Genomic DNA, 24,712 nt, shown 5'->3' with positions numbered 1-24,712 from the left:
CAATGCCCCCTAATCCCGCAACCGTTCTTGTCGTCGAGGATGAAGCGTTCCTGCTGTTTGCCATAGCCGATGAACTGCGCGAGGTGGGATTCACCGTGTTTGAAGCCAGCAACGCCGATCAGGCAATCATGCTTCTGGAGACGCATCAGGACATCAGCATTCTGTTCACCGACATCGACATGCCTGGTTCGATGGATGGCCTGCGCCTTTCGGCTGCCGTCCGGGATCGCTGGCCGCCGGTCAAGATCATCGTCACTTCCGGCAAGCGCAGGCCCGACAGCGGCGCCCTGCCCGATGGTGGCGTCTTCCTGCCGAAGCCCTACGCGCCCGAGAAGGTGGCGGCCACTATCCGCCAGCTGATTTCATAGGGCGGCCCGGCGCGAAAATTCCCTGTAAAACAACAGGATGGATTCCCGACCGGATTCATTTTGACAACGCCGGACCACATATCCTCTCGTCAGTCGGAAGCCTTTCCCAAAGTGTCGGCCACCACGGCCCCGCGTTCGCCCATCGGCAGCGGTGGACCGGTCGTGGAGTCCAATGCCGTCTGATGCTCCATTTCCGCATTGATGGCAGCACCCGAGATCAGGATGATCACCGAAATCCATGTCCACATCATCAGGCCGACGACAGCGCCAAGCGAGCCGTAGGTCACGTTGTAATTGGCAAAGTGCTGCAAATAGAATGAAAACATCCAGGAGGCGGCGATCCACACCACCGTCGCGATCAGCGCGCCCCAGCTCAACCAGCGCCATTTCGCCTTTTCCCGGCTGGGCCCGAAGCGATAGAGCAACGAGATGCCCGTGACGATGGCCACCAACAGGATGGGCCAGCGAGCAGCCGTGATCAGCGTCTCCTTCCAGGCATCGAGGTACAGATAAGCGAGCAGCGCCGGAACCACACCCACCATCAGGAACAGCAGGATACCGGCGGTCAAGGTGCCCATGGTGAAGATGATCGACATCAAATTGAGTCTTAGGAAGCTGCGCTTCTCCCTCTCCTCATAGGCGATGTTCATCGCGTCGAACAACGCCTTCATGCCGCTGTTGGCGCTCCACAGCGCGATGCCCAGGCCGACGAAGAAGCCGATGCCCAGCGCACCGGTGTTCTGTTTCGCCAGGGCCTGCAATTGCTGGCGTATGAGGTCGAGCCCGGCGGACGGCAACAGGCTTCCCAGATACGCCACATGATCGGCGACGGTCCTCGGGTCGGCGACAAATCCGTAAAGCGAGACAAAGGCGGCCAGCGCCGGAAACAACGCGAGCAGCAGATAGAAGGTCGCGCCGGCCGCGACGAGCAGCACGCGGTACGCGGTCCTTGTTGAACTCTTCCCACAGCCGCCAGCCTATATCTTTCCACCCGAGCGCCGGGATCTCGGATGGCCACGCGGCGTCGCGGCCCCGATCGCCCTCCTCCGTGGCCAGCACGACCTTGCTGTTCTGCTTCGACCGTGCGGCGCGACGCTGGGCGTCGTCATCGATGATCGACTTTGGCTTGCCCGATGATTTCGATGAAGTTGCCATTGTGGTCCCAAACCGTGCCCTTCTTGCAATGAGCTTGGTTGGCTTCCGGTTCCATCGGGAGCGGAGCACATTGCGAACAAAGCATAAACGATGCTTGATGGGCGATGATCCTCGCCGCGCATGATTCGACCTTGCAGCCAGCCTATCTTGCCAAGCTGAACGATCAGCAGCGCCTGGCCGTGGAGCATGGCGACGGACGCATCGCCGGACCGTTGCTGGTGATCGCCGGCGCCGGTTCCGGCAAGACCAACACGCTGGCGCACCGCGTCGCCCACCTCATCGTCAGGGGCGCCGACCCACGGCGCATCCTGTTGATGACATTTTCGCGCCGCGCCGCGTCCGAGATGGCCAAGCGTGTCGAGCGCATCGCCGGTGAAGTGCTTGGCCGCGATGCCGCTGTTATCACCGATGCGCTGACGTGGGCCGGCACCTTCCACGGCATCGGCGCCAGGCTGCTGCGCGACTATGCGCTGGAGATCGGGCTCGACCCTGCCTTCACCATCCACGACCGCGAGGATTCCGCCGACCTGATGAATCTGGCGCGCCATGACCTTGGCCTGTCGAAGACCGAGGCGCGCTTTCCGACCAAGGGCACTTGCCTGGCCATCTATTCGCGCGCCGTCAACGCGCAGGCGCCGCTGAATGAAGTCCTGGGATCGGTGTTTCCCTGGTGCTCCGGCTGGGCCGAGGAGTTGAAACAGCTCTTCGCGGCCTATGTCGAAGCCAAGCAGGCGCAGAACGTGCTCGATTACGACGACCTCCTGCTCTACTGGGCGCAGATGGCTGCCGAGCCTGAAATCGCCGGTCATCTGGGCGAGCGGTTCGACCACGTGCTGGTCGATGAGTACCAGGACACCAACCGTCTGCAGGCGTCGATCCTGCTGGCGCTGAAGCCTGACGGCGCCGGCCTGACGGTGGTCGGCGACGACGCGCAGTCGATCTATTCGTTTCGCGCCGCCGAAGTCCGCAACATCCTCGATTTCCCCCGACAGTTCGCCAGGCCTGCCGAAATCGTCCTGCTGGAGCGCAACTACCGTTCCACCGAGACCATCCTCGCCGCCGCCAATGCGGTGATCGACGGGGCTTCCGAGCGTTTCACCAAGAACCTGTGGTCCGACCGCAAATCGCTGCGCAAGCCGGAACTGGTCACCGTCCGCGACGAGGCGGACCAGGCGAACTATGTCTGCCAGGCGATCCTGGCCGAGCGCGAGGCAGGTACGGCATTGAAGTCGCAGGCCGTGCTGTTTCGCGCCTCCCACCATAGCGGGCCGCTGGAGATCGAGTTGACCCGCCGCAACATTCCCTTCGTCAAGTTTGGCGGCCTCAAATTCCTCGATGCCGCCCACGTCAAGGATGTGCTGGCGGTGCTGCGCTTCGCCGAAAACCCGCGCGACCGTGTCGCCGGCTTTCGTGTGCTGCAGCTTCTGCCGGGTATCGGTCCATCAGCGGCAACCGCGATCGTGGAGAGCATGGCCTCGGCGCTCGACGAGACCATGGGTCTGGCACGCTACCGGCCGCCGCAACGCGCCGCCGATGACTGGCCGGGCTTCGTCGACATGTTCTCGCAGCTCCGGGCCGGATCCGGAAAATGGCCGGCCGACCTCGAACAGGTGCGGCTGTGGTATGAGCCACATCTGGAACGCATGCATGAGGACGCGACGACACGCCGTGCGGACCTGCTGCAGCTCGAACAGATCGCCTCCGGCTATGCCTCGCGCGAGCGCTTCCTCACCGAGCTGACGCTCGATCGTCCGGACGCCACCAGCGACCAGGCCGGTCCGCCACATCTCGACGAGGACTATCTGATCCTGTCGACCATTCATTCGGCCAAGGGCCAGGAGTGGAAGAACGTCTTTGTGCTCAACACCGTCGACGGCTGCATCCCGATCGACCTCGGCGTCGGCAGCAAGGACGAGATCGACGAGGAGCGCCGACTTCTCTACGTGGCGATGACGCGCGCCAAGGACGGTCTGCAGATGGTCATGCCGCAGCGCTTCTTTGTCCACGGCCAGGCGGCGCGTGGCGACCGTCACGTCTACGCCTCACGCACCCGCTTCATCCCGGCCTCGATCCTCGGCGCCTTCGAACAGACGACATGGCCGATCGCTCAACTTGCTGAAGGCAGGTCGCCACGGCCCGAGATTCGTGTTGATATTGGCGCGCGCATGCGTGGCATGTGGAAATAGGCTGCCGGCGCAGGAACGTTTATCGACCGAACCCGTTCACTTGCTCGGCAACCCGAGTGAACGATGCAGACGGAAGCGCCATGCGCCGCGGGAGGCGCTTTCTGAAGTCGGGTTATCGCGCGGCGTTGGGACGACGGAGGCAGGAAGTGACAACGGACCGGCAGGAACGCATTCGCAATCGCGCGCATCAGATCTGGATCGAGGAAGGAAAGCCGTTTCACCAGCACGAGCGCCACTGGGAACAGGCGACAGCTGATATCAACAAGGAAGACGCCGAAGGTTCCGGCGCGCATTCCGACCCGGCGACGGCGGGCTCCGCCGAACGGGTGGCCGGAGCTGGCCCAGCCCTTGCCGAGCACTTCAAGGATGCTGCCAAGCCGGCTGGCCGAAAGCCGAAACGCGCCGACAAGTAAGACGACCAAGCCGACGACGGATTCAGAGGCCGCGCGTTTTCAACGCGCAGGGAGGCACTATGCGCAAAGAACTGTCGGACATCCGCAAAGCCCTGAAGAACGATGTTCGAACGGAACTGCAGGCCAGAAAACTGGCCAAGGTTGCCGCAGCGGCCCTCAACCCGGAGGCCACGGCGACCGGAGAGAAGCTGGACGAGGCGTTTCGCCTCATTCCGGTCGCCGATCAGCTCCGTGGCGAGAGCGCGGCTGCTCGCCAGTCCGCGATCGAGCTGCTGGATGAGGCCGCAAAAGAGGCGGCCAGCAGGAAGAAATAGCGCGATCAGGACAGGGTCTAACCGAAGAAAAGATCAGGCTTTAACAACAAGATATCGCTTCATCCTGACTCGACGGCAAAGACGTGGGAACCTCCGGGCGCACCGGGCGTTCTCATGCGTCCCGAACTCCAATCGCGGACGCCATTTCCGGAAATTTTCCGACAATCCCAGGAGCCTGTTCATGCACGAGAAACTGTTTCATTCGCCCGTCGCGATAACCGTTGGTCTCGGCTTCAAACGCGAGATCGCCTCGCTGACCGAGATGCATGATTTCCTGACCGAATGGTCGACGTCCCGGCGGGGGCCGCTCTACCAGAATGCGGTCAAGGCCTGCGGTCTCGCGATCCCCGGCTACCTCACCATCGAACAGGCGCGCCGCGCCCTGGTTGCCTTTGCCGAAGCCGCCGGCATTCTCTGGCCGGACGTCGAACCGGCGCTTCCCACGCACGCCGTAGCGCGCGGCTATGGCGGCTTCGCCGCCTGATTTCGCCTGATCGGCAAAACCTGCAAGCCTGATCGCGATGGCTCAGGCGATCAGAATTGCCTGCTATCGCGGAAAGCCCGGCCCGGTTCCTCTCCGGACCGGGCTGCGCGCCAATCACCTCAATCCTATGAAAGATCGCGTCGACGCGCCGATCGTTTTGGCTTGGTCGGTTCTGGCTCGGCCTGTTGCGCCGCCAGACGAAGCGCTTTCAGCCGGGCGGTCTTTTGTTCACGCGCAACACGCTCGGCCTCGATCACGATCTGGGATTCACGCTTGGCTCGCTCATCGCGCTGCGTATCGACTTTGGCGCGGTTCATCCGTTCAACTCCAAAAAGGCATCGAAGCGGACACTTCTGCCGCGGGCAACGGCCACCTCCGCAACCAGATCGATGAGTTCCTGGTCGGACAGGCCGCAGTCCGGCATCACCGTTTTCAAGGTCAGCAAAGCATGCCGCATCGATATTGGGCTGACCGTTGTCTTTCGGCTGTCGACATATTGTCGCGCATGCCTGAAGCTTTGCTCCGGTGTCCTGGCCATGTTCACCATCTCCTCGTCTCAAGAGCATGCGGCAAGGAGATCGGAGCGGCGCTATCAAATGATAGGCGCAAGGGATTTTCCGTCCGCACGGCTTCAATCGTTCCAAGCCGAATCCAGCGTCAGCGACGCCTCGAAGACCGCACGTCCGCTTTCGTCCCTGACCTTGACCATTATTCGCGCCCGATCGCCGTCGAACATTTCGTCGCGTAAGACATCGGGAAGAATGCGCATTGCCTCGCGGCGCAGGCGCGCGCGCGTCTCGAAAACCTGTCCCTCTTCATCAACAGTCAGGCCATCGCCGTGATAGAGGTCGAGGTAATATCGAGGCATTGGACTCGGGGTTCGTATGGTTGAAGTTGCGGGCTTGCTTGGAGACTCAAGCTCCTCCCGCGCAATTTGTTCCATTGGCTGTGATGTTTGCCGACCAACAAGCGCACCCTAACAAATGTTAATGCCTGTTATCGCTCGAAAGCCTAGAGGTCCCGAAGCCGCCCCTTGCTTCCGACAGAACCCTTGGCGATCGGCTCTAAAGCCCTGTTGCTGGAGATCGCGGTGCTGGAATCCCTCTATCTGAACCTTGGCCAGCACGACGCTCTTTCCGATGCGGAGAAGGCACTGTTGGCTGGCGCGATGTCATCCGAAAAGCACTTTGCAACTGGCCAGGACATCGTCGTGTCCGGATCGCGCCCGACCTACAGCACCTTGATCCTCGATGGGCTGGCGGCACGTTACAAGGTGCTGGAGGATGGCGGCCGCCAGTTCACCTCGCTGCAGGTGCCCGGTGACTTCGTCGACCTTCATGCCTTCCTGCTGAAGACCATGGACCACGGCATTGTCGCGCTTTCGCCATGCCATGTGATCTTTGCCGACCACAGCAAACTTCGCACCATCACCGAGGAAGCCCCGCACCTGACCCGGCTGCTATGGCTCGACACGCTGGTCGACGGCGCCATCCATCGCGAATGGATCGTGGCCATGGGCCGGCGATCCAAGGCCGGACATCTTGCTCATCTTGTCTGCGAACTGTTCGTGCGGCTCCAGGTCGTCAAGCGCACCAACGGAATGAGTTTCCACCTGCCATTGTCACAGGCCGAACTGGCCGATGTGCTCGGCCTGTCCGTCGTTCACATGAACCGCGTCATCGGCGCGCTGCGCAAGGTCGGGGTGATCAGCTGGTCGAGCCACACCGTGACCATTCTGGACTGGCACCGGCTGCAGGAAATCGCCGAGTTCGACCCGACCTACCTCAGCATGATGCGCGAGCCGCGCTGAAACGAGCCGCGGGTCGTCAGGCTTCTGTACCAAAACCTATATCTTTTGCGCACGGTGACAATTCCTGGTTGCTCGGCTAGCGTGCCGTCAAAAATACCGTCAGAAAGCGCCTGAGTGCCCCACGACTTCCAAGCCGACATCGACGCGATCGCGCGCATCGATGCTATCCCCACCATACTGGACGTGGTCTGCAGAACGACCGGCATGGGCTTTGTCGCCGTCGCCCGCGTCACCGATGACCGCTGGATCGCCTGCAGCGTGCTCGACAAGATCGACTTCGGCCTGCAACCCGGCGGCGAGTTGCCGGTCGAGACGACCATCTGCAACGAGATCCGGCAAAGCCACGAAGCCGTGGCCATCGACAGCGTTGCCGATGACGGTGTCTATTGCGGCCACCTCACACCGGCGAGATATGGCTTCCAGAGCTATATATCGGTGCCGATCATGCGCCGTGACGGTTCTTTTTTCGGCACGCTCTGCGCCATCGACCCAAGACCCGCGCAGCTTAAGAACCCCGAGACCATCAACATGTTTCGGCTCTTCGCCGACCTGATCGCAACCCATCTGGATTCGGCCGAGCGGCTGGACAGGGCCGAAACCGAGGCCGCCCAGCAGCGTTCGCAAAAGGAATTGCGCGAGCAGTTCATCGCTGTTCTCGGCCACGACCTGCGCAATCCGCTGGCCTCGATAGCGGCTGGCGTCAAGATGCTGAAGCGCACGCCCGACGAGGCAAAGAAAGAGCATCTGCTTGCCCTGATGGAAGGCAGTGTCGTCAGGATGAGCGGCCTGATCGAAAATGTGCTGGATTTCGCCCGCAGCCGAATGGGTTCGAAGCTCATCCTGCGGGAACCCTATCTGCAGTCGATCGGACCTGTGCTTGACCAGATCGTCGATGAATTGCGCTCTGTTCATCCGGGACGCACCATCGAAACTGACTTCGATGTGACCCAACCCTTCTCCGCCGACCATTTGCGGCTGGCAAGGCTGTTCTCCAACCTCTTGGGCAATGCGCTCGTGCACGGTGTCGACGCGCAGCCGGTGTGGATAAGCGCATCGACCGCGGAGGGCCGTTTCGTGTTTTCGGTGGCCAATTCCGGCAGGCCCATCCCCCGGGAAATCATCGACAATCTCTTCCAGCCCTTTGCGCGCGGCAAGGGTCGGGAGCAGCAAGGCCTGGGTCTCGGCCTCTACATCGCCTCCGAGATCGCCAAGATGCATGGCGGCACGCTGGAGGCAGTGTCCAACGACGACGAGACCCGCATGACATTCATCATGCCGATCGCTTCCTGACAACAGGGCCGGGAGCCACGAAACCTTCGAGAGACGGAACCGAAAGCATCGGTAACAGTTGGGAACGACAGGAGTTTTTCCCAATGCCCAAGGCACCGGATTCCAACCAGCCAGACCCCAGCGGGTCGGGCCTGATCGATACGTTGCGCCGAACCTGGCACAGCCTGCGCACCATACGAAAGGATGTCGCCGACGGTGGCCACATCGAGACCATGAGCGATATCGATTCGCTGGTGGGCATGGCCCAGCAGGAGGCGGAACATCAATTGCAGGCGCAAGGATTCTCGGCGGGCGCGCTGGTCGAGACCTCCGAACCGTCGCCAGACGCAAAAAGCCCGCCACCTCCCCCCGAGGTGGCGGGCCCTTCGAGCGACCGGTGAGGGCATCCGGAAACCGGCCGCGACGAGCAACAGTCGTTATGGATCGCACCGCGCTCCACGGTTCGTCATTCAAATTTGACATATCGAAAGCAAAAAAACCGCCGCCTCGGTCACGGAACGAAAGGCATGGTCGGAGGTTGTTTTAGCTAAGGGACACATAAGCGCACGGCAGGCGTGCGGCCCCAGCAAACAGAGCAAGACATGCCGCAATCGCCGACGACCGCAACCGCAGCTGCAGCGGCCCCCGTAAAACAGCCCGAAACGCCCAAGCTTTTAAAGATTCTAGGGCCAGGCCTGATCACAGGCGCGTCGGACGACGACCCCAGCGGGATCGCCACCTACTCCCAGGTTGGCGCCCAATTCGGCTACGGCATGGGTTGGGTCATGCTGTTCAGCTGGCCGCTGATGTGCGCCATCCAGGAGATCAGCGCGCGGATCGGCCGGGTCACCGGACAGGGAATTGCCGGCAACCTGAAAAAACACTACCCGGCGAGCGTCGGCATTTCGATCGTATCGCTGCTCGTTATCGCCAACATCATCAACATCGGCGCCGACCTCGGCGCGATGGGCGCGGCGCTGAAGCTGATCGTCGGCGGGCCAGCCCTGCTTTACGTGGCGCTGTTTGGCCTGGTGACCGTCCTGCTCGAGGTGTTCTCCCGCTACTCGCGCTACGTGTCCGTGCTGAAGTGGATGACGCTGTCGCTTTTCGCCTATGTCGGCATAGTCTTCGTGGTGAAAGTCCCGTGGGCGACGGTCGGCTACAATCTGGTCGTTCCGCACATCAAGTTCGAGGCGCCCTACATCACCGCCGTGGTCGCCATTCTCGGCACCACGATCAGCCCCTATCTTTTCTTCTGGCAGGCCGAAGAGGAGGTTGAGCAGGTTCGCGAAGACGCCGACAAGCAGCCGCTCAAAGGAGCTCCGGAGCAGGCAAAGCCCGAGTTCAACCGCATCCGTATCGACACCTATATCGGCATGGCGTTCTCAAATACGGTGGCGCTGTTCATCATCATAACCACGGCGGCGACGCTGAACGCCCATGGCATCACCGACATCCAGACATCGTCCCAGGCCGCCGAGGCATTGCGTCCGATTGCCGGTCCCCTCGCCTTTTTCATCTTCGCGCTCGGCATCATCGGCACCGGCCTGCTGGCGCTGCCGGTGCTGGCAGGGTCTTCAGCCTATGCGCTGGGCGAAACATTCGGCTGGAATGTGGGCCTGGCGCGCAAGCCAGGCCGGGCCAAGGCTTTCTATGGTGCGATTGCCGTTGCCACGCTGATCGGAGTCGGCCTCAACTTCAGCCCCATCGATCCGATCAAGGCGCTGTTCTGGAGCGCGGTCATCAACGGCGTCGTGGCTGTTCCGGTGATGGGCATCATGATGCACCTGTCCAGCAAGTCGGCCGCGATGGGTGACTTCCAACTGCATATCGGCCTGAAAATCGTCGGCTGGCTGGCGACGGCGGTGATGGCGATCGCCGCGATCGGACTGTTCGCCACCTGGGGTTCGTGATCCCTGCCTTCACCACGCGCCGTGCTGGCATGAACGACTTCTTGCGCAAACCGCCCTCGTTCACGTTGTCATGTCGCGCGGATTCAATCCGCGACAAGACCCTCCCGATCCTGTAACAGTTGGGGTAAGAGGGCCACACGCCTCAAGATTGGCTTCAAGCCCATGTTTTACCCCATTTCGAATGTCGAGGATGCGCAGACGCTGGCGCAAGCCATCGTCAATACGATCGCCGAACCGTTTCTGGTCCTTGACGAGAAATTCCGCGTTCTGGAAGCCAGCCGCTCGTTCTACAGCACCTTCAAGGTCGATCCCGAACAGACGCGCGGCTCCCTGCTTTACGCTCTGGGCGACGGCCAATGGGACATTCCGGCACTCCGCCTGTTGCTGGAGACGATCATCCCCGAGAAGACAGCCATGGACGGCTTCGAGGTCGAACACGACTTCCCGCAGATCGGCCGCCGCACCATGCTGCTCAATGCCCGCAAGGTGCTCTACGACCACAGTTCGGCAATCACCATCCTTCTCGCCTTCAACGACATAACCGCCCGGCGCGTCATCGAGAAAGAAAAGGAAGAGTTGCTCAGCCGCACCGAAGAGCTGCTTCACCAGAAGGATGTGCTGCTTCGCGAAATGGAGCACCGGGTGGCAAACAGCCTGCAGATCATAGCCAGCATCCTGTTGCTGAAGGCGCGCTCCGTCACCTCGGAGGAAACGCGCCAGCACCTCAAGGATGCGCATCAGCGTGTGATGTCGGTCGCCGAAGTGCAGCGTCACCTCCACACCGCGTCCGGCGTCGACGAGATCGATGTCGGATCCTATTTTCCGAAACTGTGCAGCAGCCTGGCATCGTCGATGGTCGGCGAAGCCCAGCCGATCGCGGTTACAGTGACGGCCGAAGGTGGCCGGATGGATTCACAGCGGGCTGTCAGCCTGGGGCTGATCGTCACCGAACTCGTGCTCAATGCGATCAAATATGCCTTCCCCATGGAGAAGGCGGACGCCCGCATCCAGGTGAGCTACGAGACCGCGGGCAGCGACTGGAAACTGACGGTTTCAGACAATGGCGTCGGGAAAATCGCCAATGATGTGCCAAGCACGGGTCTGGGAACGGCAATCGTCGAGGCGCTGGTGAAACAGCTGGAGGCCAAGGTGGATGTCATCAGCGACACCGCCGGCACCAGCGTGTCCATCACCAGGGCGACATTCACCTCAAAGGTACCGCGGGCAGCCTAGCGGAAAGCGGCGGGTCTCGACGCACGATCATGCGGCAACATAGGATGCCTGTCTTCCGGAAATCGTCTCGATCCGGATCTGATAGAAAAGATGGTTCCCCGAAACGGTAGCGGTAGCACCCGGCTTGAGGGCTCCAGGCTCCCACCAGTTCGCGTGCTGTGCAAGCAGGGACCATGCAAATTCACGGTCATGGTCCTCAGCCGGGGTCTGCTCCAGGGCGGGAACCGTCGGATCCAGGGCTGGCCCCTTCGACAGTTCTTCGAATACACCTTCGACGACAACGCTTTTCCAACCTTGGGCACTGCCGACATCATCGACCTGAAGACAGACGCGAGGATTGCCGCGCATCCACTCGACCTTCCTGCCTGGCAGCGAGAAGCTGAAGATGAAGTTGTCGTTAAAGGCAAAATGAACCGGCACAACATAGGGCCGGTTGTCCCTGACGCAGGCCAGCCTGCCAAGCCGCGCCGACTTCAACAAGTTGATGCAGTCCTGGCGCGTCATGTCCTTGACGTTCATCGCGATCCTTCTTTCCGTTCAGGTTTTCAAATCGATCCGCCGAATGGCCTTAACAGCCTCGGCTTCGGCAACGCCGATCAATGCATCAAGCCCCTGGATGGCCTCGATGTGGCCCCGAGCCGCCACGATCTTGCGCATGACGCGCAAACCGTCTCGAATTTCGCAAAGCGTGGTCCGAAGCGTCACGGGCATTGGCAGCCTTCAAGACGTCAACGATGTCGAGCCCGAACCGGTTCCCTCAGCGGCAAAAGCAAAAGCCCGCCCGGCGAAGCCGGAGCGGGCCTTGGAGAAGGACACGAGGTGGGACCCTTGTCCTCTTTTTTCCACAGGGGGGTTTGTGGACCGCATACATTTTACCGTAGTTGCAGCCGAATGCATTTCCAGTTAGCCCGTCCTGCATCACGTTTTGCGTTCTCGCCCATCACGTTCCGGTGAGAAAACAAACGGGGGTTGCGCTCGACGCATGGCTTCAGCCGGACCGTGCCAATACTGCTGAACGCAAATCGCCCCGGCCTGACAGGCCGGGGCGATTTGCCATTTCGATTCCTGTCCGTGACCTAGTTGCTAAATTCGTCCGAGAACGACCAGCACAATGATGATGAGCAGCACAAGGCCGAGGCCACCGCCGCCATAGTAGCCGGTGCCGTAGAATGGACCGCCGCCAAGGCCGCTGAAGCCACCCAGCAGCGCAATGACCAGAATGATGATGAGTATGGTTCCTAAGCCCATGGTTTCCCGCTCCTGTATGCGCTTGCGCGCCGATTTCAACATCGCGGCCATTCGCGTGTCGCTGGAAATGTGAACGCCTGGAAGGCGTTAGCGTTCCCTCGCGCGAGCGACATCGGACTTCGTATGAACGTTATTTCCATCCCGGCGAAGACTTGCCTCAAAGCTCAAAAAGCCCGCCACTGCGTGGCGGGCTTTCCGACTGGCCGGAGGCCGGGAGAGCGTTGTCAAAGCCTCACGGCTGGTTCGACACTTCCGTCTCCGTCGCCTCTTGTCTTTCAGCGCGCCGCGTCGAGTTGGACGCGCAAAGGACGCCCACCATGCACTAGCGACGCGCGATCAGCAGGCACAGTTGCCGCAAGTCGCGGTCATACACGCCGGAGTCGCTCAACACATCGGCGCAACGCTTCTTCATGCGCGCCACCTGGGTATCCGTCATCTGGGCGACCGCAGTCGTAAGACGACCCGGAATTCCCGGCGTTCCAGGGGTGCCAGGATTTGTTCCGACACCAACGCCAACGCCGACGCCATTGCCGACGCCGACACCCGCGCCGACGCCGATGCCACCCGTGCCGCCGACATCAGCACCCAGTCCGGCGGTAACGCCGCCCGCACCGCCGACATCTGCCCCGACGCCGGCATTGACCCCATTGCTGCCACCCACGGATGCGTCAGCTCCGGCATTGACGCCGCTGGTACCGCCGACGGAGGCTCCCACACCTGCATTGATACTACCGCTGCCGCCGACCGACGCGCCAACGCCGAGCCCTGCCGCGCTGGCGGGCATCGAAAGCATGAAGATAACAGCACCACCTGCCAACCCACTGGTGATTGTTTTGATTGTAAAGGTCATAACACTCTCCCTGTTGTAGTTGCGCATAGCAGCCGGCACATCACCGATTGCATCATGGAAATACGAACAAGGCAGGCATTAGGTTTCTGGACCGAACGATTATCCGAAGGAGATGGTATTCGCAGATGAAATCATATTCTTAAAAGAAGATAATAATTTTCTAAAAAACTGTGTATTTCATATCCCTACGCCTGATCGTGAGAACTCTTCACGGATACAGAAAATATTGCACGAACTCCCGTAAAACAACCAATTTCCAGAAATAGCCGATCCAAGGTTGCTTTCGGTTGCACCACCAATTTCTTCATCAGCGGGCTAGCCCGAATCCGGGGCATATCAGCCCGTGACAATGACAAGCACCCGTGCCTTGCGTTCTGCCGTGGCGCCGCTTACCACATGCATCCTTCGGGGAAATTCCTTTGGCTCAGGGCATATGATAGCGAGATTCCGGCGCGCCATGCGGTGGCAATCGCTTCCACTCATTATCGGCTTCGCCATTCTGGCATTGATCGTCGGCTCGCGCGCGATCCTGGTTGAGAACCAGAGCGCCAACGGGCTGGCTGCCCGCGATGCAATCGAATACCAGCAATTGCTGTCGGGACTGCTGTCTCTTGCTCAGGACGCCGAGAGCGGCCAACGCGGTTACCTGCTGACCGGAGAGAAACCCTATCTGGAGCCGTACCAGAAGGCTGTCGATGCCTTGCCCGGGCAATTGGCCCGGATCGACAAGATGAGTGCGGGCGATGATGCCCGGATGCAGCAGATCATCGGCATCAAGGACGCGCTCTCTCAAAAGCTCGCGGAACTGGCCGAAACAGTCCGGCTTTATGACGCCGGCGACAAGGCTGGGGCCATGGCGATCGTGGACAGCGGCCAGGGCAGGGCCGCGATGGATCGTATCCGGGCCAGCCTCGATGTCATCAGGCGCGATGGCGGGGCCACCCTGCAGGCCCGCTATGCCCGCACGGATCAGCTCGAGGGATGGCTGCGCATTGGCTCCTTTACCGCATTGCTGGCGATTTTCCTGCTCGGCGTCTACACGGTTCGGGATTCCCGTCGCCGCTTTCGCGAAGTCGTTCTAGCCCAGGATGAATTGCACAGGAAGAACATCGCGCTCACCAGCGAAATCCGGACGCGTGAGAAGGCCGAATCGCAAATACGCCAGATGCAGAAGATGGAGGCAGTCGGCCAATTGACCGGCGGCATCGCGCACGACTTCAACAACATGCTGGCCGTCATCATCAGCGCGATGAACCTTGCCCAGCGAAAACTGGCGCGCGGCGAGCACGACATCCTGAAATTCGTCGAAGCGGCGACCGACGCCGCGACGCGCGCCGCCAATCTGACGGCGCGACTGCTCGCCTTTTCACGCCAGCAGCCGCTGGCTCCGCAGGTCGTTGACGCCAACCGTCTGTTGACCGACATGTCCGACCTGCTGCGCCGGGCGCTGGGCGAAACAATCCGCATCGAAACGGTTCTGGCCGGCGGCCTGTGGAAGACCCATGCCGACCCGAGCCAGATCGAGAACGCCATCCTCAACCTCGCCGTCAACGCGCGCGACGCCATGGGCGACGGCGGCAAGCTGACGATAGAAACCGCCAACAGCCATCTCGACGACAACTACGCCTCCGCGCATACGGAAGTGACCGCCGGCCAGTATGTGATGATCGCCGTCACCGATACCGGCTCGGGCATGTCGCCGGAGGTCATGGCCAAGGCGTTCGAACCTTTTTTCACCACCAAGGGCGTCAACAAGGGCACCGGCCTCGGCTTGAGCCAGGTGTTCGGCTTCGTCAAGCAGTCCGGCGGCCACGTCAAGATATACTCCGAACCTGGGGAAGGCACGACGGTGCGCGTCTACCTGCCCCGCTTCTTCGGTGCCGAAGGGACAGCCTCGCCCGACGGTCCGGCCGAAAAACCCGCCAGACCGGCGACCGAGACCATCCTTGTGGTCGAGGACGACGAGCGCGTCCGCGCCTCGACCACCGATGCGATCCGCGAGCTCGGCTACAGCGTCATCCATGCCGGCAGCGGCGAGGAAGCGCTACGCAAGCTCGATGAGAACCCTTCGATCGCGCTGATTTTCACCGACATCGTCATGCCGGCGATGAACGGCCGCAAGCTCGCCGAAGAGGCGACCGCACGGATGCCCGGACTGAAGGTGATCTTCACCACCGGCTTCACCAGGAACGCTGTCGTGCACAATGGCGTGCTCGACCACGACGTGCATTTCCTGGCCAAGCCCTTCACCATCGACCAATTGGACGCAAAGCTTCGCGACGTGCTGGATCGGGAGAAATAAACCTCCCCGGCATGGTCCACATCGATTGGCCTGCAATCCTGCAGGCTTCGCCTCGCACAGTGGCTTCGCGGCGGCACAAACGTTCCGACGAATTCAATGAAACCGCGTCTCGGTCACACCGCCGACACAGATGCGGCGCTATCCACCGTCAGGCGGTTCGTTAGCTTCCGCTCATAATGTAGTGAAATTGCCGTCGACTGCCTTAAGCAATCTGCATTTTCGACAAGACCCAGGGAACTACTTCGCAAGATGACGTCAAAAACCGAGCTGACAGTCCCGAGCGATCCGGGCCCGAAGGCCGATATGCTGCGTGGGCCCGAAGCGCGCCGCCAGATGTTTGGCTTCTGGAGCCGTTACCAGCATTTTGCCATGCCCGTCGCCGGCGTGGTGATCGCGGCTATCACCGTCATCGTGTTGCAGCGATTCCTCAGCGATCTTTCGCTCGACCATGTGCTGGAATCGGCGGCGAACATTCCCGGCAAGCACCTCATGACGGCGCTTGCGCTGACGGTGGTCAGCTTTGCCGCCATCGCATTCTATGACGTGGTGGCCGTCGAGACGATCGCGCCCGGCCGCATCCCCAGGATCGTGTCGGCAACCGTTGGCGCCGCCGGCTGCGCCATTTCCAATGCACTCGGCTTCTCGCTGCTGACCGGCGGCATGCTGCGCTACCGCATCTATGCCGGCGAAGGCATTGCGCTGTCCGATATCGGCCGGATCATCGGCACCTCATGGCTGGCGATCTGGTTCGCGTTCACCGTCATGATTGCCCTTGGCCTGGTGCTCGATCCCGCCCGCACGCCGTTCATCGACCAGCTCGATCCGCGCCTCGGTCTCGCGCTTGGCATTCTTCTGATCCTTGCGATCGGTTTCCTGGTCGGCTGGCTGTCGCGCGGCGAGCGCACGCTGACAGTTGGAAAGATCTCGATTCGTCTGCCCAATTCACGCGGCGCGCTGACGCAGATCATCGCTGGACTGGTCGATGTCTGCGCCGCTGCCGGAACGCTTTATGTCCTGATGCCCGACACGGTCACCACCAGCCCGGCGGTGTTCACGCTGGTCTTTGTGATGGCGACCATCATCGGCATCGCCAGCCATGCGCCCGGCGGGCTGGGCGCCTTCGAGGCCTCGATGATCGCCGGCCTCGGGCTTGGCAGCAACCCGGACGCCATCGCCGCACTCCTGGCATTCCGGATCATCTATACGCTTTTGCCGTTCCTGGTGGCGATCGTCGGCGTCCTGGCTTTCGAGATCTACGCCAGCCACGCCCATGTCTCGCAGCGCGTGCGCTCCGCTGGACGCATCCTCGAACCGCTGGTTCCGCCACTTATCGCCGCAACGACCTTCTTCGGCGGCATCATGCTGTTGCTGTCGAGCTCCATTCCAGGTGCCACTGAACGCCTGGACCTTTTGTCCGACCTGTTGCCGCTTCCCTTCATAGAAGTCTCGCATCTGGCCGCGAGTTTCGTCGGCATCGCCATGCTGATCCTGGCACGAGGCCTCGCGCGCCGGCTTCAGCAGGCCTGGGCGGCTTCGCTCCTCCTCTTCATCCTGGGAGCCGTCTTCTCGATCGGCAAGGGCCTGGACTGGGAAGACGCCATGGTTCTGCTGGCCATGTCGGCAATCCTGATCGGTTTCCGCAAATCTTTCTATCGCCGTCCCATCGAGGGCGTCGGCCCCTTGTCTTGGGGCTGGCTGGCCAGCGTCATCAGCATCGTCGCGATCTCGATCTGGCTCGGCTTCTTCAGCTATCGCAACGTCGAATATTCCAACCAGCTATTCTGGCAGTTCGCTGTCGACGGTGACGCGCCCCGCTTCCTGCGCGCAAGTATCGTGATCCTGATCGCGACGGCGGCCGCCGCGCTCCACACGGCCGTCAATCGAAATGCCATAGACCGCAAGCAACGCATCGAGATCCCTCCGGCCGTCGGCGCCATCGTCGCCTCCTCGAACGTCACCCATGCGGCCCTGGCCATGCTTGGCGACAAGCAGTTCCTGATGTCGCCGGACGGCCGCGGCTTCATCATGTACGCACGCTCCGGTGGCAGCCTTATCGCGCTCGGCGGCCCCATCGGTCCGATCGAAGGCGACACCGACCTCGCCTGGGCCTTTCACGATCTTGCCGATCGCTCGGCCGTCCGCACCGCCTTCTATGGCGTCGAGCCAGGGCATCTGCCCATGTATCTCGACATGGGCCTGGTCGCGCTCAAGCTCGGCGAGGTCGCCCGCGTCGATCTCGCGGCGTTCAACCTTGATGGCGCCCGCCGCCAGCCCTTGCGCTACGCCGATCGCCGCGCCGAAAAGGACGGCCTGGTCTTCGAGGTCGTCAAGGCATACGACGTCCCGCCGCTGCTGGGCGAGTTGCGGGCCGTGTCGGATGCCTGGCTCGAAATGAAGGCGGGAAGCGAAAAGGGCTTTTCGCTTGGCTACTTCGAGGAAGATTATCTCAGCAAATTCGACATCGCCGTCATCCGCCGACAGACCCGCATCATCGCCTTCGCCAATCTGTGGGGTAGTGCCGACAAGAGCGAACTGACCATCGATCTGATGCGCCATGTGCCCGATGCGCCCAAGATCGTCATGGACGCACTGCTGACCAGGCTGCTGCTTCACGGCAAGGCGCAGGGCTACCGCTGGTTCAACCTGGGTGCTGCTCCCCTCTCCGGCCTTTCCGCCAGCCGGCTTGCCTCGCGCTGGAACCGTTTCGGATCCTTTCTCTACCGACGCGGCCAGAATCTCTATCGCTTTGACGGATTGAAGGCGTTCAAGGACAAGTTCGATCCGGTGTGGACGCCACATTATCTTGTCTGCCCGCCGGGACTGGACTCCATCCGTTCCCTGTTCGACGTCACCGCGCTGATCAGCGGCAGCCCGCTGGAACTCATCCGGAAATGACCAAGAGCTTGCGCGGATGACCAGGAGTTTCACGAGGCAGGCCGAACCGGCAGCAGACCGCACCGGCATGAGAGCGACAATGTCGTAAGCGTCATTGACGCGCAACCCCGCTGACAATGCGTCTCGCTGCAGGAAGTTCAAAGGCCCGCCCCTGCTTCGCAGGAGCGGGCCAAAACTGTAGGGGTGGCGTGGCTTTGTCGTCGTCAGAACAGGCCGTAGATCACCCTGTAGCGGACACGATTCATATAATCCTGGTACTCCGGCGTCCTTGCGAGGATCGCTTCCTCGCGCAAGATGCGGTGAACCTGGAGACAGGAGACCAGGGCGTAGGCCGTGAGATTGTAGAAAGAGAAACTCGACAGCAGGAACAGGATGTGGCCCACCAGATAACCGGCATAGATCGGATGGCGTACCAACCGATAGGCGCCGTCCGTCACCACGCCGCGATTTGCCGGCAGGATGGCGAAGGACCGCCCGAGCGACATCTTGCCCCAGATGACGAACCACAGCGCAAGGAACTGTACCGGTGCCGCTACGTAGAGCGGGATGATGGCTATGCCAGGATCCAGCGTGACGAACCCGGTGCCGAAGCTGGCGACCAGCGCCACGACAACGGTGAACGGGTTCCAATCGCGAACCAGCGGCCGGCGTGACAACAGCAGCCAGATGAAGGTGAGCGTCTCCGAAATCGTCAGCAACAGGACATTGAGACGGGTCGGATCTATAACCAGATGATAGACCCCGCGGTAGACGAAGAAGCCCGCGACAAGCAAGGCGGCGAAGCGGAACAACGCTTCGCGCACGTCCGTCATGATTTCGCGCTTTCGCGCTTCCGTAAGAATTGCTTTCCGCTCGAGATGCGGCAGAGCTTCGCTTTTCGAGATGAACAACGCGGTTACCCCCAGGGTGGTCCCTAGGAGTGACCGTTGCACGTTAGCATTGCCGCCGGGTTAACCGATCCGGATAGGATCGAAATAAAGCGGGCTTCCTTTGCTGATGAAGGCTTCGCAAGCCCAACAGCGTTCCTACCCACGCCATGGCACGGGTGCTCGCAGCCGACGTATCAATCAAGCGTTCTGACCAAGGCAAAGAGTTAGAGCGGTTTGCCGTTTCCGTGAAACGGTGAACCGCGCTACGGCATCAGCACTGCATCAGCGACGGCGAAGAACACCACTGTACCCACGATGAACACGCCCCATCCGATGAGCGAATGCCGGACCGCGGCCTTTCTCTCGGCGTCGGAGCGTTTGTCGTTGTCAAATTCAGCCATTCCGGCCCCCTCTATCTCCTGACTATATCAGCCCTTTAGTAGATGCTGGCGACGCCTGCAACCGGCTGGATCGGCCAGCCACGAGCCCCAGTCACCACGGCGGCGCCCATCGTGTTTTCGGTCAGTCAGCACATTGATCGGATATGGGAAAGTTGTTGGGTGGGGCTGTTCCTCCCACGATCTCGAAACGGCCGTGATGCGAAAAACGCAGGCAGCCGATCGTCATTGCAATTTCTGCTTGCATTTTTCTTGGAACAAAGGAAGAACTGTGTCCGATTGGCCGCGTGGGAGCGGTTGAAGGTTTTCGGGGGAGAGCCAGCAAAATGACAGGTTGGGCGCGCGCGTCGATTGGTTTTGCGCGAACTCGGTTGGCGGGCGGATCACTGATGGCGCTTGCCGTTCTGCTAGTCTTGGCGCTGCCAGCGATGGCCGACGGCAAAGACGCATCGATTGCGGCGGAGAATACTGGCGAAGCCGGCGCCGCCAAAATCTTGCTCGAGCGCGGCATGGTGCGACTGTCGAAATATGGCATAGACGGCGCCATCCTCGATTTCGACAGCGCAATCAGGCTCGATCCTAACAATGCCGATGCCTATTTCAGCCGCGGCCGGGCCAAGACACTCAAGGGCGATGATGCCGGAGCCGCCGCCGACTGCCAGCGCGCCGTCGAACTCGATCCGAAACGGACGGGGAGCTGTGGCGAACAGGTTGCCGGCACGCAAAGCAAGCCGGCGCCGACGCCAGAAAGCCAACAGTCGAGGCGGCCCGCCGCCGCTCCGAACATGGCCGCCACGGAAGATACACTGGTCGCAAGGGCCTTGGAGGCGACCGACCCGCAAGCTCTGGAATTGATTCTGGGCGGCGATGCCTTTCTGGACATGGGCAAATACGACAACGCGATCGGCGCGTACAACCAGGCGATCAGACTCGACCCCAACAACCGGTTCGCCTATTTCGGCCGCGGCAAGGCCTGGGCCGCCAAGCGCGTCTACGAGCAGGCGATCGCCGACTACGACAAGGTCATCGAGCTTGCTCCCAATTTTGCCGCCGGGCATTTTCGCCGTGGCCTCGCCAAGGTCACGTCAGGCGATGCCGAGGGCGCCCTTGTCGACTGCGACCACGCCGCCAAGCTCGATCCTGCCGCGCGGGACGCCTTCTTCTGCAAGGGCATGGCCTGGCATGCGAAGGGCGAAGCCGGGCGAGCGGCCGCTGCCTATTCGGTGGCGATCGAGATCGATCCGAAAGACGACGCCAGCTACTATGGGCGCGGCATGGCGCGGGCCGATAGGAAGGACTATGACGGCGCCATCGCCGACTTCGACCGGGCACTCAAACTCGACCCGGACAACACCGACTATCTCGTCAGCCGCAAGGCGGCGGCAGCGGCGAAAGTTGAAAGCTATACGGCAGCCGCCATGGCGCCTGCGGCAAAGCAGGGTGCCAACGACAGAACCCAGTCCGACGTCAAAGTGTCCACCGCCAGGATGGCGGAACTCATTCAAGCGACCGACCCACGCGTTCTGGTCACAGTGCAAAAGGGTGACAACTTTTCGGATGCGGGGCAGTACGACCAGGCAATCGGCGCATACGGGAAGGCGATCGCGCTCGACCCCGACAGCGCCCTCGCCTATTTCGGACGCGGCAATACCTGGTCGGCCAAGCGAGTCTATGATCGGGCGATTGCCGACTATGACCAGGTGATCCGGCTCGTACCAAATCAGGCCTCGGCCCATATTCGCCGGGGCCTGGCAAAGGCCACGTTCGGTGATGCCGAAGGTGCTCTCGTTGATTGCGGTCGGGCCACCGTGCTCGATCCGAAGGCGCCGGACGCATATTTCTGCATGGGCATGACTTGGCACGTGAAGGGCGATGCCGGACGAGCGATCACAGCCTATTCCGCGGCGATCGAAATCGATCCGAATGACGCCCCCAGCTATTACGGACGTGGCGTAGAACGGGCCGACAACAAGGACTACGACGGCGCAATTGCTGACTTCGACCAGGCTATAAGGCTCCATCCGGACAATCCGGACTACGCAGTCGCCCGCAAGGCGGTAGTGGCTGCGCAAGGAAAAGGCGGTGCCGCACCTGGTGCCGTCGGCTCGGATCCCAAGAACCTGAAGGCCTTCATGGATCGCGGCGATGCGTTCTACAGGAAGCGCAAATACGATCGCGCCATTGCCGAGTACAGCCGCGCGATCGCGCTCGATCCAGAGAAAGCCGCCGCCTATGTTTGGCGGGGGCTGTCGCGCGCCGGGAAGGGTGACTATGATGGAGCCATCGACGACTACGGCAAGGTGATCGAGCTCTATCCGACCTACTTCGATGCTTACATCGGCCGCGCCGTTGCCTGGAGCAAGAAGGACCAACTGGATCGCGCCATCGCCGACTACAATCGCGCGGCAGAGATCGAGCCCGGCTACGCACCTCTCTATTTCGGGCGCGGCAGTGCCTGGTTCGCCAAGGGCGACTACGATCAAGCCATTGCCGACTACGACCAGGCTCTCAAACTCGATCCGAAGCTGGGCATCGCTCGCAAAGGCCGCCAGGTCGCTGTAGCGGCGAGAGGGAAAACACCTCCATCGAAGCAGACCGGCAAGAACGCCAGGCAGGCCAGCAACGCGGCGACAGATCTCGACCACACTCCGCAAGACGGCAACCCGGCAAGCCTGGCGTTTTTCACCAAGGGCCGTGCCCTGCATGACAAGGGCAACTACGACGGCGCCATCGCCCTGTACGACAAGGCGATTGCGCTGGCCCCAGAATTCCACGATGCCTATTTTGCTCGCGCGTTGGTCTGGGATGCCAAGAGCGATTTTGATCGCGCCATCGTCGATTACGACAAGGCGATCGCGCTGGATCCGAACAATGCTGCGACCTATTACGGCCGCGCCCAGAACTTTACCTTTAAGGAAGATTATGATCGGGCGCTTGCCGACTATGACAAGGCGATCAGCCTCGCGCCCACAGAGGCAAAGATCTATGCCGATCGGGGCCTCGTGCGGATGGGACAACACGACGACGTTGCGGCCCTCGGCGATTTCGACAAGGCGCTCAGTCTCGATCGCAACAACGTCTACGGCTATTTTGGCCGAGGGGTCATTCGGACAAGCAGGGCGGACTACGACGGAGCCATTGCCGATCTCAGCAGCGCCATCAAACTCAATCCCAAGTTTGCCAGTCTCTACGAAGCGCGAAGCCAGGCCTGGGAAGCCAAGGGCAACCACAAGCGAGCAGCAGCCGACCGCAAGAAGGCGCTCAGACTCGGTGCGAAATAGACAGTCTTCGGAGGTTCCCAGATGGCGCGTTGGACGGGTTTGGGCGTGGCGGCTGTAGCCGCTCTGTCTTTCGTTGCGGTGAAGGCACTATCGTGGGCACTCGGCTTTGCCGGCGGCAAATATCTCTATGAAACGGCAACAGGCACCGTCTCCGCACCGCCCGCTCTAACCACTGCCCAGATTCGTGACCAGATACAGGGGCAGGGGTTCCAGATTTTCAAGGCAATCGAGCAGGAGTTTCCCGCCGAATATGAGGCAATCGTTCAGAAGATCGCGGCAGTGACCAAGGCAGGAGGAGGCATCGGAGAGGTGTGCGGTGCGACCAGGGCAGCGGTCACCGATCACAAAGGGCCCGGACGCCCTGAATACATCGGACCGCGATCTCGCGCTCTATATGGACAAGATCGGCGCGACCTTGTTCCACGCGTTCGGAGCAGCGAGGAGAAGCGGCTTACCGGCGACTTCCGCCAGTAACGAAGACTGGTCGATGGTCGCCACTGCGTTCATCCGTGTCGGCGGTACACAGGCCGATATGGAAGCGATCGGGAACGCAAACCAGGCCTATGACGGTCTATGCCCGGCGGTTGCAAAGTTCTATGAGGCTGCCCTGTCCCTCAATGACGAACCAGGGCGGCACGTCAAGGCCGCCCTGCTCTTTCAGATCGCCAGGAACGAGGCCGGCAGCCTGGCTTATATGCCCCTACCCCAGATACACGTTGCTGAAATAGCCAGAAAAGTCAGGCTTTTGCTTCAGCGCGTTGCCATCGGCATCGCGCAGGATTCCGGAGGAAAACAGATACGCCCCCATCGCATCGATCTTGGCCTTGTCGATCGTGCCGATGATGCCGCTTTCGCCGCGCAGATAGTGTCCATCGATGAGCGCCTTCAACGACGCCTGGATCAGGGTGGGATTGGTCAGCGCGTCCTTGTTGGCTGAAATCAAGAGGGCAGCCGCCTCATCGGGATGGTCGACGGCAAACTGATAGCCGCGACGCGTTGCTTGGACGAAGGCAGAAGCGATCTTCGGGTTTGCCGCCAGATAGGCGTCGCTGGAGGCGATGAAGGTGGTGTGCTCGTCGGGAACGCCATAGTCTGCGTAGCGGAAGCTGTGCTGTTTCATGCCCCGCAGCTCGGCGTCGACGCCTTCCCAGGTCGACACTTCCAGCGTGAAATCGACCGAGCCGTTGGCCAAAGCTTCATAGGCCGAGGTCCCGAGCGTCACAGTCTGGAATGTGCCCTCGCCGCCATCGTGACGGATGATGGTCGAGATCAGCGCATTCTCCCAGCCGCTGCCGAAGCCGCCATAGATGAGGCCGTCGAGGTCTTTCGGGCTTTTGATCTCGCTGCGCGCGGCATTGAACACCACCCGGCCCGTCTCGTGCTGCACAACGGCATAGACGGCTTTCAGGTCGGCGCCCGCGGCTTTCTGGGTGAACAGGCCCAGCGCGCCGCTGATACCGAAATCGGCGATGCGATTGCTGATCAAGGTACCCGAGCCGGTGTCGCCATAAGGCAGGATGTCGGCCTGCAGGCCAGCCTCGGTGTAAAAGCCTTTCTCGCGGGCGACGAACAGGCCGATGTGGTTGGTGTTGACCGTCCAGTCGAGTGCGACAGTGACCTTTTGCGCGGACGACGCCGATGACTGCGCGAAGGAACGGGAAGTGCCGGCAAGGCCGGCGGCGAGTGTCAGCAGCAGGGCCTGTCGGCGCGAGAAATCAGTCATC

Annotated in this window: 24 protein-coding genes; 14 read left to right on the top strand and 10 right to left on the bottom strand. The window is 61.4% G+C overall.

The features are described 5' to 3' along the window. Positions 1 to 2 precede the first annotated feature (2 nt). The gene (locus ABVQ20_RS02865) at positions 3 to 368 is read left to right on the top strand and encodes a response regulator (protein WP_354457982.1); all 366 of its coding nucleotides are present in this window, start codon (positions 3 to 5) and stop codon (positions 366 to 368) included. A gap of 89 nt (positions 369 to 457) precedes the next feature. Here ABVQ20_RS02865 and ABVQ20_RS02860 read toward each other — a convergent pair whose 3' ends face one another. Next, positions 458 to 1,303 (bottom strand): YihY/virulence factor BrkB family protein, encoded by an 846-nt coding sequence (locus ABVQ20_RS02860; protein WP_435528318.1) that lies wholly within the window; start codon positions 1,301 to 1,303, stop codon positions 458 to 460. A 324-nt stretch (positions 1,304 to 1,627) separates the two neighbouring features. On the opposite strand from ABVQ20_RS02860, the gene ABVQ20_RS02855 reads away from it, so the two are divergent. From ABVQ20_RS02855 to ABVQ20_RS02840, 4 genes are all read left to right on the top strand, one after another. Next, the gene (locus ABVQ20_RS02855; protein ID WP_354457981.1) at positions 1,628 to 3,709 is read left to right on the top strand and encodes an ATP-dependent helicase; all 2,082 of its coding nucleotides are present in this window, start codon (positions 1,628 to 1,630) and stop codon (positions 3,707 to 3,709) included. A gap of 146 nt (positions 3,710 to 3,855) precedes the next feature. Further along, positions 3,856 to 4,122 carry a DUF2934 domain-containing protein gene (locus tag ABVQ20_RS02850; RefSeq protein ID WP_354457980.1) on the top strand — a complete coding sequence of 89 codons (267 nt, stop codon included), beginning with the start codon at positions 3,856 to 3,858 and terminating at the stop codon, positions 4,120 to 4,122. Positions 4,123 to 4,181: 59 nt separating this feature from the next. Next, positions 4,182 to 4,436 carry a hypothetical protein gene (locus ABVQ20_RS02845; RefSeq protein WP_354457979.1) on the top strand — a complete coding sequence of 85 codons (255 nt, stop codon included), beginning with the start codon at positions 4,182 to 4,184 and terminating at the stop codon, positions 4,434 to 4,436. 181 nt (positions 4,437 to 4,617) lie between these two features. Continuing rightward, positions 4,618 to 4,920: a DUF982 domain-containing protein gene (locus tag ABVQ20_RS02840; RefSeq protein WP_354457978.1), complete on the top strand. Its 303-nt coding sequence runs from the start codon at positions 4,618 to 4,620 to the stop codon at positions 4,918 to 4,920. Positions 4,921 to 5,045: 125 nt separating this feature from the next. Here ABVQ20_RS02840 and ABVQ20_RS02835 read toward each other — a convergent pair whose 3' ends face one another. The 3 genes from ABVQ20_RS02835 to ABVQ20_RS02825 all read right to left on the bottom strand — a co-directional run bounded on the left by ABVQ20_RS02835 (position 5,046) and on the right by ABVQ20_RS02825 (position 5,788). After that, a complete protein-coding gene (locus ABVQ20_RS02835; protein WP_354457977.1) occupies positions 5,046 to 5,237 on the bottom strand; it encodes a hypothetical protein in 192 nt (63 codons plus the stop codon). Further along, a complete protein-coding gene (locus ABVQ20_RS02830; RefSeq protein WP_354457976.1) occupies positions 5,234 to 5,467 on the bottom strand; it encodes a hypothetical protein in 234 nt (77 codons plus the stop codon). Before ABVQ20_RS02830 ends, ABVQ20_RS02835 begins: the two co-directional genes overlap by 4 nt. Positions 5,468 to 5,551: 84 nt before the next feature. Beyond that, positions 5,552 to 5,788 carry a DUF6894 family protein gene (locus tag ABVQ20_RS02825; RefSeq protein WP_354457975.1) on the bottom strand — a complete coding sequence of 79 codons (237 nt, stop codon included), beginning with the start codon at positions 5,786 to 5,788 and terminating at the stop codon, positions 5,552 to 5,554. Between the two features lie 222 nt (positions 5,789 to 6,010). Between ABVQ20_RS02825 and ABVQ20_RS02820 the strand changes: the two genes are divergently transcribed. The 5 genes from ABVQ20_RS02820 to ABVQ20_RS02800 all read left to right on the top strand — a co-directional run bounded on the left by ABVQ20_RS02820 (position 6,011) and on the right by ABVQ20_RS02800 (position 11,145). Further along, positions 6,011 to 6,730 carry a Crp/Fnr family transcriptional regulator gene (locus ABVQ20_RS02820; protein ID WP_354462105.1) on the top strand — a complete coding sequence of 240 codons (720 nt, stop codon included), beginning with the start codon at positions 6,011 to 6,013 and terminating at the stop codon, positions 6,728 to 6,730. Positions 6,731 to 6,844: 114 nt separating this feature from the next. Further along, positions 6,845 to 8,020 (top strand): GAF domain-containing sensor histidine kinase, encoded by a 1,176-nt coding sequence (locus ABVQ20_RS02815; protein WP_354457974.1) that lies wholly within the window; start codon positions 6,845 to 6,847, stop codon positions 8,018 to 8,020. Positions 8,021 to 8,103: 83 nt separating this feature from the next. Beyond that, positions 8,104 to 8,400 carry a hypothetical protein gene (locus ABVQ20_RS02810; RefSeq protein ID WP_354457973.1) on the top strand — a complete coding sequence of 99 codons (297 nt, stop codon included), beginning with the start codon at positions 8,104 to 8,106 and terminating at the stop codon, positions 8,398 to 8,400. 201 nt (positions 8,401 to 8,601) lie between these two features. Then, positions 8,602 to 9,912, top strand: coding sequence for an NRAMP family divalent metal transporter (locus ABVQ20_RS02805; RefSeq protein WP_354457972.1), 1,311 nt, complete (start codon positions 8,602 to 8,604; stop codon positions 9,910 to 9,912). 162 nt (positions 9,913 to 10,074) lie between these two features. After that, complete coding sequence (locus ABVQ20_RS02800; RefSeq protein ID WP_354457971.1) at positions 10,075 to 11,145, top strand: sensor histidine kinase; 1,071 nt, start codon at positions 10,075 to 10,077, stop codon at positions 11,143 to 11,145. A 27-nt stretch (positions 11,146 to 11,172) separates the two neighbouring features. On the opposite strand, the gene ABVQ20_RS02795 is transcribed toward ABVQ20_RS02800, so the two are convergent. The 3 genes from ABVQ20_RS02795 to ABVQ20_RS02785 all read right to left on the bottom strand — a co-directional run bounded on the left by ABVQ20_RS02795 (position 11,173) and on the right by ABVQ20_RS02785 (position 13,243). Further along, positions 11,173 to 11,664 (bottom strand): pyridoxamine 5'-phosphate oxidase family protein, encoded by a 492-nt coding sequence (locus tag ABVQ20_RS02795; protein ID WP_354457970.1) that lies wholly within the window; start codon positions 11,662 to 11,664, stop codon positions 11,173 to 11,175. A 564-nt stretch (positions 11,665 to 12,228) separates the two neighbouring features. Then, entirely contained in the window at positions 12,229 to 12,393 is a 165-nt protein-coding gene (locus ABVQ20_RS02790; RefSeq protein WP_227346437.1) for a DUF3309 family protein, read from the bottom strand. Between the two features lie 322 nt (positions 12,394 to 12,715). Further along, positions 12,716 to 13,243, bottom strand: a complete 528-nt coding sequence (locus tag ABVQ20_RS02785; RefSeq protein ID WP_354457969.1) for a hypothetical protein — start codon at positions 13,241 to 13,243, stop codon at positions 12,716 to 12,718. A 433-nt stretch (positions 13,244 to 13,676) separates the two neighbouring features. Here ABVQ20_RS02785 and ABVQ20_RS02780 point away from each other — a divergent pair, with 433 nt between their 5' ends. Next, positions 13,677 to 15,545, top strand: a complete 1,869-nt coding sequence (locus ABVQ20_RS02780) for a CHASE3 domain-containing protein (RefSeq protein ID WP_354457968.1) — start codon at positions 13,677 to 13,679, stop codon at positions 15,543 to 15,545. Positions 15,546 to 15,848: 303 nt separating this feature from the next. Further along, positions 15,849 to 18,440: a bifunctional lysylphosphatidylglycerol flippase/synthetase MprF gene (mprF, locus tag ABVQ20_RS02775; protein WP_435528407.1), complete on the top strand. Its 2,592-nt coding sequence runs from the start codon at positions 15,849 to 15,851 to the stop codon at positions 18,438 to 18,440. 203 nt (positions 18,441 to 18,643) lie between these two features. On the opposite strand, the gene ABVQ20_RS02770 is transcribed toward mprF, so the two are convergent. Continuing rightward, the gene (locus ABVQ20_RS02770) at positions 18,644 to 19,252 is read right to left on the bottom strand and encodes a methyltransferase family protein (protein WP_354457966.1); all 609 of its coding nucleotides are present in this window, start codon (positions 19,250 to 19,252) and stop codon (positions 18,644 to 18,646) included. A 320-nt stretch (positions 19,253 to 19,572) separates the two neighbouring features. Further along, on the bottom strand, positions 19,573 to 19,710 hold the full coding sequence (locus tag ABVQ20_RS02765) for a hypothetical protein (protein ID WP_354457965.1): 138 nt from the start codon (positions 19,708 to 19,710) through the stop codon (positions 19,573 to 19,575). 386 nt (positions 19,711 to 20,096) lie between these two features. Here ABVQ20_RS02765 and ABVQ20_RS02760 point away from each other — a divergent pair, with 386 nt between their 5' ends. Both ABVQ20_RS02760 and ABVQ20_RS02755 read left to right on the top strand, forming a co-directional pair. Continuing rightward, positions 20,097 to 22,988, top strand: a complete 2,892-nt coding sequence (locus ABVQ20_RS02760; protein ID WP_354457964.1) for a tetratricopeptide repeat protein — start codon at positions 20,097 to 20,099, stop codon at positions 22,986 to 22,988. A gap of 21 nt (positions 22,989 to 23,009) precedes the next feature. Continuing rightward, positions 23,010 to 23,462: a hypothetical protein gene (locus ABVQ20_RS02755; RefSeq protein WP_354457963.1), complete on the top strand. Its 453-nt coding sequence runs from the start codon at positions 23,010 to 23,012 to the stop codon at positions 23,460 to 23,462. A gap of 226 nt (positions 23,463 to 23,688) precedes the next feature. On the opposite strand, the gene ABVQ20_RS02750 is transcribed toward ABVQ20_RS02755, so the two are convergent. Then, on the bottom strand, positions 23,689 to 24,711 hold the full coding sequence (locus tag ABVQ20_RS02750; RefSeq protein ID WP_354457962.1) for an ABC transporter substrate-binding protein: 1,023 nt from the start codon (positions 24,709 to 24,711) through the stop codon (positions 23,689 to 23,691). Position 24,712: the final 1 nt, after the last annotated feature.

This window comes from Mesorhizobium shangrilense (genome assembly GCF_040537815.1).
GTDB classification, from domain to species: Bacteria; Pseudomonadota; Alphaproteobacteria; order Rhizobiales; family Rhizobiaceae; genus Mesorhizobium; species Mesorhizobium shangrilense.
This window is presented reverse-complemented; position numbering and strand designations above follow the sequence as displayed.

Excerpts from the sequence above, each read along its gene's own strand:
- ABVQ20_RS02865 (WP_354457982.1), top strand. The coding sequence starts at position 3 with ATGCCCCCTAATCCCGCAACCGTTCTTGTCGTCGAGGATGAAGCGTTC.
- ABVQ20_RS02855 (WP_354457981.1), top strand. The coding sequence starts at position 1,628 with ATGATCCTCGCCGCGCATGATTCGACCTTGCAGCCAGCCTATCTTGCC.
- ABVQ20_RS02845 (WP_354457979.1), top strand. The coding sequence starts at position 4,182 with ATGCGCAAAGAACTGTCGGACATCCGCAAAGCCCTGAAGAACGATGTT.
- ABVQ20_RS02840 (WP_354457978.1), top strand. The coding sequence starts at position 4,618 with ATGCACGAGAAACTGTTTCATTCGCCCGTCGCGATAACCGTTGGTCTC.
- ABVQ20_RS02835 (WP_354457977.1), bottom strand. The coding sequence starts at position 5,237 with ATGAACCGCGCCAAAGTCGATACGCAGCGCGATGAGCGAGCCAAGCGT.
- ABVQ20_RS02830 (WP_354457976.1), bottom strand. The coding sequence starts at position 5,467 with ATGGTGAACATGGCCAGGACACCGGAGCAAAGCTTCAGGCATGCGCGA.
- ABVQ20_RS02825 (WP_354457975.1), bottom strand. The coding sequence starts at position 5,788 with ATGCCTCGATATTACCTCGACCTCTATCACGGCGATGGCCTGACTGTT.
- ABVQ20_RS02810 (WP_354457973.1), top strand. The coding sequence starts at position 8,104 with ATGCCCAAGGCACCGGATTCCAACCAGCCAGACCCCAGCGGGTCGGGC.
- ABVQ20_RS02805 (WP_354457972.1), top strand. The coding sequence starts at position 8,602 with ATGCCGCAATCGCCGACGACCGCAACCGCAGCTGCAGCGGCCCCCGTA.
- ABVQ20_RS02800 (WP_354457971.1), top strand. The coding sequence starts at position 10,075 with ATGTTTTACCCCATTTCGAATGTCGAGGATGCGCAGACGCTGGCGCAA.
- ABVQ20_RS02795 (WP_354457970.1), bottom strand. The coding sequence starts at position 11,664 with ATGAACGTCAAGGACATGACGCGCCAGGACTGCATCAACTTGTTGAAG.
- ABVQ20_RS02790 (WP_227346437.1), bottom strand. The coding sequence starts at position 12,393 with ATGGGCTTAGGAACCATACTCATCATCATTCTGGTCATTGCGCTGCTG.
- ABVQ20_RS02785 (WP_354457969.1), bottom strand. The coding sequence starts at position 13,243 with ATGACCTTTACAATCAAAACAATCACCAGTGGGTTGGCAGGTGGTGCT.
- ABVQ20_RS02780 (WP_354457968.1), top strand. The coding sequence starts at position 13,677 with ATGATAGCGAGATTCCGGCGCGCCATGCGGTGGCAATCGCTTCCACTC.
- mprF (WP_435528407.1), top strand. The coding sequence starts at position 15,849 with ATGCTGCGTGGGCCCGAAGCGCGCCGCCAGATGTTTGGCTTCTGGAGC.
- ABVQ20_RS02770 (WP_354457966.1), bottom strand. The coding sequence starts at position 19,252 with ATGACGGACGTGCGCGAAGCGTTGTTCCGCTTCGCCGCCTTGCTTGTC.
- ABVQ20_RS02765 (WP_354457965.1), bottom strand. The coding sequence starts at position 19,710 with ATGGCTGAATTTGACAACGACAAACGCTCCGACGCCGAGAGAAAGGCC.
- ABVQ20_RS02760 (WP_354457964.1), top strand. The coding sequence starts at position 20,097 with ATGGCGCTTGCCGTTCTGCTAGTCTTGGCGCTGCCAGCGATGGCCGAC.
- ABVQ20_RS02755 (WP_354457963.1), top strand. The coding sequence starts at position 23,010 with ATGGCGCGTTGGACGGGTTTGGGCGTGGCGGCTGTAGCCGCTCTGTCT.
- ABVQ20_RS02750 (WP_354457962.1), bottom strand. The coding sequence starts at position 24,711 with ATGACTGATTTCTCGCGCCGACAGGCCCTGCTGCTGACACTCGCCGCC.